At 37.5% G+C, this 8818-nt stretch carries 7 protein-coding genes; 4 read left to right on the forward strand and 3 right to left on the reverse strand.

Translation table 11 applies throughout. The features are described 5' to 3' along the window. Positions 1–26: 26 nt before the first annotated feature. Complete coding sequence (locus NH288_RS08230; protein ID WP_265214545.1) at positions 27–1232, reverse strand: ATP-grasp domain-containing protein; 1206 nt, start codon at positions 1230–1232, stop codon at positions 27–29. Beyond that, positions 1204–3126 carry a threonine--tRNA ligase gene (gene thrS / locus NH288_RS08235; protein WP_265214546.1) on the reverse strand — a complete coding sequence of 641 codons (1923 nt, stop codon included), beginning with the start codon at positions 3124–3126 and terminating at the stop codon, positions 1204–1206. The genes NH288_RS08230 and thrS overlap by 29 nt, the downstream gene beginning before the upstream one ends. 409 nt (positions 3127–3535) lie before the next feature. Between thrS and galE the strand changes: the two genes are divergently transcribed. The 4 genes from galE to NH288_RS08255 all read left to right on the forward strand — a co-directional run bounded on the left by galE (position 3536) and on the right by NH288_RS08255 (position 7038). Continuing rightward, positions 3536–4561 carry a UDP-glucose 4-epimerase GalE gene (gene galE, locus NH288_RS08240; RefSeq protein ID WP_265214547.1) on the forward strand — a complete coding sequence of 342 codons (1026 nt, stop codon included), beginning with the start codon at positions 3536–3538 and terminating at the stop codon, positions 4559–4561. A 2-nt stretch (positions 4562–4563) separates the two neighbouring features. Beyond that, entirely contained in the window at positions 4564–5487 is a 924-nt protein-coding gene (locus tag NH288_RS08245) for a nucleotidyltransferase family protein (RefSeq protein ID WP_265214548.1), read from the forward strand. Between the two features lie 94 nt (positions 5488–5581). After that, positions 5582–6055, forward strand: a complete 474-nt coding sequence (locus NH288_RS08250) for a PTS sugar transporter subunit IIB (protein WP_265214549.1) — start codon at positions 5582–5584, stop codon at positions 6053–6055. A 116-nt stretch (positions 6056–6171) separates the two neighbouring features. Then, positions 6172–7038, forward strand: coding sequence for a hypothetical protein (locus NH288_RS08255; RefSeq protein ID WP_265214550.1), 867 nt, complete (start codon positions 6172–6174; stop codon positions 7036–7038). Positions 7039–7089: 51 nt separating this feature from the next. On the opposite strand, the gene NH288_RS08260 is transcribed toward NH288_RS08255, so the two are convergent. Next, entirely contained in the window at positions 7090–8415 is a 1326-nt protein-coding gene (locus NH288_RS08260; RefSeq protein ID WP_106461291.1) for a hemolysin family protein, read from the reverse strand. Between the last annotated feature and the right edge of the window lie 403 nt (positions 8416–8818).

An 8818-nucleotide genomic window follows, 5' to 3' on the forward strand; every position in this document is an offset into this window, starting at 1 on the left:
ATTTTTTTGCTTCTATCTCTTCAAGCTTAGTCAAATAATTCTTTTTCTTGCCTTTTTAGGGCTTCTTTAACTTTCAAACTTCTCATAAAACCATCATCCATCTTGTTTATGATGTGGATGGCTGAGTTTTCATTTCTTTCTTTCTTGTCAAATTCTTCTAATAGTGAAGGATCTACATGGCTTCTTGCCACATCCTTGTTGATAGCTGTAAGCATAAAAGGCCTTTTGGTCCTCTCGCTAACAGATTTACCTAAAATTAGATCATCTGTAGCTATCTTTATGAGGTTGACTCCGCCTAGGGTTGAATAATAGAAGGTCCTACCTTGTCTAATATTCATCTCCAGGATATAAATCTTACCACTTTGGCTATCCTTTTTAAAGTCTAAATTGAAAAGGCCCTCATAAGATAAGTTGGTCACAATCTCCTCTGCTAGGTCATACATAGCTTTTTCGTCATGGTCAACCTGGACTAGGTGGTTGCCTACCCACATTGGACGCATGTCTGATAGGAGATTTCTAGCAAGGACCATTGATATAGACCCATCCTTTGCCCTATAGCCGTTTAGGGAATATTCGCTACCCTGGCCTCCGTGGATAAATTCTTGGACAATGACATGGCCCTCATACTTACTATCGTAGATATTTTCCAAAACTTCTAGGGCTTCGTTTCTATCTTTTACATGGTAGCCCTTTTGCTTTACTTTTATATCACTTGCTATGAAATCATCATATTCATCAGCCTTTAGGAAAAGCTCGCCATCAAGGTCTAGGTCCTTCCAATTATCTCTAGCTGCCCTAAAGGTCCTAGGATATGGTAGGCCAAATTTCTCTAAAAGCTTGTAAAATTCAGACTTTTTGATTAGCTTAGAAGCTTCTTCTGGATTTGGATAAGGAACCTTATAAGAAAAGTTAAGCTTATCTATATTTCTTAAGAGCAGGTCTACATAATGCTCTGTTGGGGCGAAGAAGATAAAATCTTCCTCATCCCTTGCCTTGGCTAGATCATTTAAAGTTTTAACAAAGACCTCATCATCTAATGAAAAATTCTTTGCTGTATAAACATCTGCTATCTTTGACTTGTAGAAAGGCACAAGGACTGCAGAGCCTGCTACTATCGGCTTTTTGCCGTAGGCCTCATAAAAGGACCTGGCCACCGAGTAGGAGTTGTGGTCTGTGCCTAGGATTATAGCATTATAGGTCATATTAATAGATTGATTCCCTTGATTTTTCATCTCTTTCCTTAGAAATTTGTGAGATGAAGTCTTCTACCTTGACATCTTTAGTTTCTTCGCCATCTCTGTTTCTTACAGTTAGTAGGCCTGATTCGATTTCTTTTTCGCCTACTACTAGCATGTAGTTTGCTCTCATCATTTGAGCAGCCCTAATCTTATAGCCTACTCCCTCGCTTCTTGCGTCTACATTTACCCTAAAGCCAGCTTCTTTGATTTTGTCTGCTAGTTCATTTGCCTTATCTGCAAACCTATCTGCTACAGGGATGATTGTTACTTGTCTTGGGTTAATCCAAAGTGGGAATCTTCCTGCAAAGTGTTCTGTTAGGACACCGATAAATCTTTCGACAGAACCAAGTAGAGCCCTGTGGAGCATTACTGGACGTTTTTTAGAACCATCTTCATCTACATATTCTAGGTTGAAGTTGGCTGGTAATTGGAAGTCAAGCTGGATTGTACCACATTGCCATTCTCTCTTAGCAGCATCTAGTAGGTGGAAGTCGATTTTTGGACCATAGAAGGCACCATCGCCTGGGTTTATTTGATATTCTATATTTCTTTCTTCAAGGGCAGCCTTAAGTTGGTCTTCAGCAAAGTCCCAATCCTTAATATCTCCCATATAATCATCAGGTCTTGTTGATAATTCTATTGTATATTTAAAACCAAATGTTGAGTAAAGAAGGTCAGCTAGGTCGATCATTTTGTAAACTTCTTCCTTGATTTGGCTTGGAAGACAATAAACGTGGGCATCATCTTGAGTGAAAGTTCTAACTCTGAATAGGCCGTGAAGAGTTCCTGAAAGCTCGTGTCTGTGAACTTGGCCAAATTCTGCAAGTCTTATTGGTAGGTCCCTATAAGAATGTTGGTTAGATGCGTAAGTTAAAACTGATCCTGGGCAGTTCATTGGCTTAATTGCGTAATCTTCATCATCTATCTTTGTAAAGTACATATTTTCCTTGTAGTGGTCCCAGTGGCCTGATCTGTGCCATAGGTCTTCATTTAGGATAAGTGGTGTTTTAATTTCTCCATAACCATTCTTATCAAGAACACCTCTCCACCAATCAAGAAGTTCATTCATTAGAATCATGCCGTTTGGATGGAAGAATGGGAAGCCTGGTCCTTCTTCATGGAAGGCAAATAGGTCCATTTCCTTGCCAATCTTTCTGTGGTCACGTCTTTTGATTTCTTCTTGTAAAACTTCGTATTCTTCTAATTCCTTAGCCTTTTCAAAAGAAATACCGTAGATTCTTTGAAGCATGGCCTTATCAGAATCACCTCTCCAATAAGCACCTGCTATAGCTTTAAGCTTGATTGCCTTGATTTTCTTTGTTGAAACAAGGTGTGGTCCCCTGCAAAGGTCTGTGAAGGCATCGCCCATCTTATAAAGAGTAATTAATTCATCTGCTGGTAAGTCTTCTATAAGTTCAACCTTATAGTCTTGGCCCTCTTCCTTAAAGAGCTTAAGGGCTTCATCCCTTGAGACTTCAACTCTTTCTAACTTAAGGTCAGCTTTGGCAATCTCTTTCATCTTCTTTTCAATTTTTTCTAAATCTTCTGGAGTAAATCTGTGTTCTAGGTCCATGTCGTAGTAGAAACCATCAGCTATGGCAGGTCCTATAGCAAATTTTGTCTCAGGCCAAAGCTCTTTGATAGCTGCAGCCATGACATGGCTTGATGTATGCCAGAAGATTTCCTTACCTTCTGCATCTTCAAATTTAACAACTCTAAAGTCGCTATCTTCATTTATAGGCTCTTCATAGCCCATAACTTTTCCATTTACAACAGCACCGACTGCTGCCCTATAAAGTCCTTCAGAGATATCCTTTGTTACATCTCCTACCAAGACTCCACTTTCATATTCCTTAACTGATCCGTCTGGTAATTTAATTTTAATCATAATTTTCTCCTTATTTTTCAGATAGGCCCAAAATCAAAAAATCCTGATACCCCAAAGGGATATCAGGACGAAAGATTCGTGGTTCCACCTAATTTTAAACTCATTGAAAGCTTTATCGCAGCCATACGTCATGCTTATCTCACATGAAACTCAGGGTTGGTAGTGAATAAATTTATCAAAGCCTTGCAGCATCCGGCTCCTCTCTGTAGATAAAATCCTATCCACATTCCCTTCTTAGTCTAATATATGGTTCTATTTTACTCAATAAGAGAAAATTTGCAAATTATTTTAATAAAACTAAGATTATTTATCTATATAATCTTTATAAAGCTTTCATATAAATTTAAAAGCTTCAAAATTTCTTCACAATATAGTATAATTGTAATATATATAAGAGAAAGGTAGACATATGAAAAAGGTATTAATAACTGGAGGATGCGGCTACATCGGTAGCCATATAGCAGTAGAGCTTTTGGCAAAAGATTATGGGGTTGTAATTTATGATAACCTCATAAATTCTTCAACCATAGCCCTAGACAGGGTCGAAGAAATCTCTGGCAAAAAGCTAACATTCTATGAGGCAGATGTCCTTGATAAGGATAAGCTCATAGAAGTCCTAAAAAATGAAAAAATAGACGTGGTAATCCACTGCGCAGCCCTTAAGGCTGTAGGAGAATCTGTTAAGAAGCCTCTAGAATATTATCATAACAACATCACAGGGACCCTCTCCCTCCTTGCAGCTATGAATGAAGTAGGATGCAAAAATATAATCTTCTCATCATCAGCCACAGTCTATGGAGACCCAGAAGAGGTACCTGTAACAGAAGACTTCCCAAAAGGCGAATGCACCAACCCTTACGGCTGGACTAAGTCAATGATGGAACAAATCATGACTGATCTTTACACATCCGACCCTTCTTGGAAGGTAGTATTGCTCAGGTACTTTAACCCAATCGGAGCCCACAAGTCAGGAAAAATTGGAGAAGACCCACAAGGCATTCCAAACAACCTCCTCCCATACATCGCCCAGGTAGCAGTAGGAAAACTTGACTATTTAAGAGTCTTTGGTGATGATTATGATACACCAGATGGAACTGGAGTTAGGGATTATATCCACGTAGTAGACCTAGCCAAGGGCCATGTCCTAGCTTGTGATAAGATAGATGAGCTAAAAGGTGTTGAGATAATAAATCTTGCCACAGGCAAGGGCTACTCAGTCCTTGAGGTCCTAAGAGCCTTTGAAAAGGCATCTGGTAGAGAAATCCCTTACAAAATCGTCCCAAGAAGGGAAGGAGATATAGCAAGAACCTACGCCGATGCCTCAAAGGCCTACAGACTTCTTGGTTGGAAGGCAGAAAATGGAATCGATGAAATGTGCGAAGATTCTTGGAGATGGCAAAAAAATAACCCAAATGGTTATCAAGAAAAGGAGTAATAATGAAGACAAGTCTAGTGGTCCTTGCCGCAGGCATAGGATCAAGATACGGAGCAGGCATCAAGCAACTAGCCAAGATGGATGAAAATGGTTATACAATCATAGATTATTCAATCTTTGATGCAATCGAGGCTGGATTTGACAAGGTAGTCTTTATCATAAGGCGTGACATAGAAAAAGACTTCAAAGAAATAATAGGCAATAGGATAGAAAAAATAATCGAAGTAGAATATGCCTACCAAGATATGAATCTGCCAGGAGGCTTTGAATCTCCAAAGGCAAGAACCAAACCTTGGGGCACAGTAGATGCAGTATTATCTACAAAGGGCCTTGTAAAAGAGCCATTTCTTGTAATAAATGCAGATGATTATTATGGCAAATCAGTCTTTAAAGACCTCCACGACTTCTTAGTAAGGACTCCTGCGGATCAAAATGGCAAGCTTCAAATCGCCATGGCAGGCTATAAGCTTAAAAACACCCTATCAGACAACGGCACAGTCACAAGAGGAGTATCTTTAGGAAACGAAGATAACAAGCTAGTAAAAATCATAGAAACCCACGAAATCTCTTATGACAAGGAAGCTAAGACCTTCTCATCAAAGGAAAATCTAGACTCTGACCTCCTCAACCTAGAATCTTTAGTATCAATGAATCTCTGGGCATCCTTCCCTGAGTTTATAGACCTAGGAGAAGAGCACTTCATAAAATACCTAGAAAAAAACAAGGACAATCTTGAAAAATGCGAATACGTTCTACCAGAAATGATAGATGAGCTAATAAGAAGTGACAAGGCAGAAGTAACAATAATCCCAACAAGCGAAAAATGGATAGGAATCACCTACAAAGAGGATTTGGCCCTAGCTCAAGAAGCCTTCAAAAAGATGCTAGATGATGGGATCTATCCAGAAAATATATGGTCTAAGTAAAAATAAATTTGAATTAAATTATAAGTGATATATAGTATTTGTGAAATTATAAAATTAATTAAACAATCATTACAAAATAAATAAGGAGGCTAAAATGGCAGAAATAGTATTTGTAAGAATCGATGACAGACTTCTACACGGACAAGTTGCAAGAAGCTGGGTAAAAGAAGAAGGCGCTAACCTAATAGTAGTAGCAAATGATAGAGTAGCAGAAGATAGAGATACACAAAAGCTAATGAACATAGCTACCCCACTTTACGCTGACTCAAGATTTCTAAGCGTTGAAAACCTAATCGAAAAAATAAAAGATGACCACGACGGCAAAAAGGTACTAATCCTAGTAGAAGGCCCAGAAGATGCCCTAAAACTATTAGATGGCGGTCTTGATATAAAATCAATCAACGTAGGAAACATGAGAGAACTACCAGGCAAAGAAAAGGTAATCGACGATGTCTTTGTAGATGCTGAAGATAGAGCAAACTTTAAGAAAATCCACGATAAGGGAGTTAAGCTTGACCTAAGAATCCTATCAAGTGATGAATCTTCTGACGAAAATCTATTATTTTAATTTTAAGGCCAATCCAAAAGGATTGGATTTTTTGTGCCCATTTTAAGATGAAAGGCCCTCAAAAGAAGATTTTTCAAGCCTTTATGGTAAAATAAGAATAAGTTCAAGGAGGATATATGAGAAAAATTAAAAACTTACTAGCCCTAGGCCTATGTGTACTAGCACTTTCAGCCTGTGCTAAAAAAGAAAAGCCTAAGGCTAATGTAAAAGAAAATACAGAAAATAAGCTAGAAAGTGTCATGCTAAAAGATGACATAGGAGATGCTTGGCTTAAATACACCTTTATAGACAAAAATATAAAAGATGAAGACAAAGCCTTCGTTTTAAGCGTCCTAAGACTTGTCGATGAGAAAAGAAGCGAGGAATTTTCAAACCTTTTAGCCGATGATTATAGAAAGCTAATGGATAGTGATAAGATTGCCGCATCTTTTAAACCAATAGATGACTACGGCCATATAGGTGGAATAAAGGCTATAACAAACGAAACAAGCGAGACTACAGATGATACCATAATAAGGGTAATAAGCATAAATGAAGAAGGAAGCTTGGAATTTACTCTAGTTAGGAACAAAGATGGCAAGCTTACAAATTATCAAATAAGCCCATATTCCTTCGAAAAAGAGCAAAAATACATGACAGAAAAATACCAAGACGAGCTCCAAAAGGCCAACAACCTAGTAAATTTAATCTACAACCAAAGAAAAGAAGAATTTGACCAGGAAACTCCAGATTTGGCAGATAAGGAAGAAATCTACCAAGCCTTACAAGAGGCCTTCGATGAAGCTGGCGAAATCACAGGCATGGAATACCAATTCCTATCAAACCCAAACCTTAAAGACCTAAAGGATAAAAAAGACATGGTAAATATCTTCATAACAGCAGTATCAAAAGATAAGGACAACCTAGAATTGCTCTTTGCCTTTGATCAGGAAGGTAAATTAAAATCCATAATCCTAAAACCTAACCTAGAAGCAGAAGAATAGAAAAAAAGTCATTGCACAAACCTAGCAAAAGCTAGACAGGCAATGACTTTTTTATTCCTCTTCTTTTTTATCTTCATCTTCCTTCAATTTTCGAATCCTACAGGCCTTAATCCTATTATCTTCCATATAAAGAATTTTGATCTCGTAGCCATTATAGATAATAGTCTCCTTGGCATCCTTTTCTGGAATATAGCCAAGCCTATCTATAATAAAACCGCCGAGCGAATCGTAGTTTTCATTTTCTTCATCTATATCAATTGGAATCTTCTCATTTAAGTCCTTGATACCAATAGAAGCCTTGACCACAAAGACATTCTTGTTATTAATCTTGATATCAGGAATATCATAGTCAAAGGAATCCTCCATATCTCCTACAATCTCCTCGATCAAGTCTTCCATAGTCAAAACTCCAGAAAATCCACCATATTCATCGATAAGAATAGCCATATGGATGTGGTTTTTTTGCATATCAGAAAAGAGCTTGTCAGCTTCAATCTTATCAGGAGCAAAATGAGCCGGTCTTAAGATATCTTTAATATTAACATCACTAAGGCCAACCTTAGTAGCCTCCAAAAGATAGTCCTTGGTATAGATAATACCCAAAATATTATCCACATCATCCTCATAAACTGGAATCCTATTGTGTCTAATTTTGACAAACTCCTCAAGGAAAGTCCTATCCTTATCATTAATATCAATCATAAAGACATCAGTCCTTGCAGTCATAATCTCCTCAGCCAGGATATCATCAAAACTCATGATAGAATGAATCATCTTAGACTCCATAGGTCGAATAATTCCCTGGTCTTCTCCAATCTGGACAATAGATTTAATCTGCTCGCCAGTAACTTCCCTTTGTATATCCTTAGCCTTAATCCCAAAAATCTTCATAATAAAATTGGTAATAAGGTCGGTAAACTTAACCAAGGGACTAGTAAGGAGAATAACAAGCCTAGCAAGGCCGCTTGCCCCTGAAGAAAGGGCCATAGGATTTCTAACCCCAAACCTCTGCGGAATCTTGTCTACAAAAATTATCTTAATAATGATATAGGCAATAATTGTAAAAAACAAAACAGAAGAATCTGAAATAAAGGAAGCAAGCAGAGACATATCCCTTATCCTCTTAGCCAAAAAGGCGAGGGTAGTAAGGGATAAAAAAGCATTAATCATAGCAAAAGACTGATTAAGCCTATCCTGATCGGTAACAAGCTTAAAAAGGCTAGCCGCCTTATCATCCCCTGACTCAGCCGCCTCCCTAAGCTTAGCTCCATTAAGGGAAATAAGCGAAGTATGTAAGCTAGTCAAAAATCCATTTAATAAAATTAATCCAATTGTAACTAAAATCGTAATCAAACTGTGGTAGGGCCCAGTTTCCATAAAAATCTCTCCTTATTGTAAAATAATCAATTACTATAACTATATCAAGTGTTGGGGCTAAAGTCAAAGGCTTGTTTTATCCAAGATAAATTATTTTAGGGGGCTTTCCCCTAAAACCCCTTTTTTATTATTTAATATAATAATTTTTCGCTTTATTATCCAAGATAATATTATTATAAGCTTTAATTCTTCGTAACTTCATATTTTAATAAATTATTGTCATCAAGCTGATGACTTCGCCAAAGGGGGAGAGCCAAGGGAACGTTCCGCATGTTCCTGTAGGACTCCCCAAAAGTTGTAGCTAGAAAAGAGGCTGCAATGAAAAAATATAGTTTAGAATTAAAGAAAAAAGTAATAAAAGAATACGAAGAAGGCGAAATAAGTTTAAATAAATTAGCAAGAA

The sequence above is a fragment of the Anaerococcus sp. NML200537 genome (genome assembly GCF_026131715.1).
GTDB classification, from domain to species: Bacteria; Bacillota; Clostridia; order Tissierellales; family Peptoniphilaceae; genus Anaerococcus; species Anaerococcus kampingae.

Bases quoted from the DNA above. Each gene is read 5' to 3' on its own strand.
- NH288_RS08255 (WP_265214550.1), top strand. From the start codon at position 6,172: ATGAGAAAAATTAAAAACTTACTAGCCCTAGGCCTATGTGTACTAGCA.
- galE (WP_265214547.1), top strand. From the start codon at position 3,536: ATGAAAAAGGTATTAATAACTGGAGGATGCGGCTACATCGGTAGCCAT.
- NH288_RS08260 (WP_106461291.1), bottom strand. From the start codon at position 8,415: ATGGAAACTGGGCCCTACCACAGTTTGATTACGATTTTAGTTACAATT.
- NH288_RS08250 (WP_265214549.1), top strand. From the start codon at position 5,582: ATGGCAGAAATAGTATTTGTAAGAATCGATGACAGACTTCTACACGGA.
- NH288_RS08245 (WP_265214548.1), top strand. From the start codon at position 4,564: ATGAAGACAAGTCTAGTGGTCCTTGCCGCAGGCATAGGATCAAGATAC.
- thrS (WP_265214546.1), bottom strand. From the start codon at position 3,126: ATGATTAAAATTAAATTACCAGACGGATCAGTTAAGGAATATGAAAGT.
- NH288_RS08230 (WP_265214545.1), bottom strand. From the start codon at position 1,232: ATGAAAAATCAAGGGAATCAATCTATTAATATGACCTATAATGCTATA.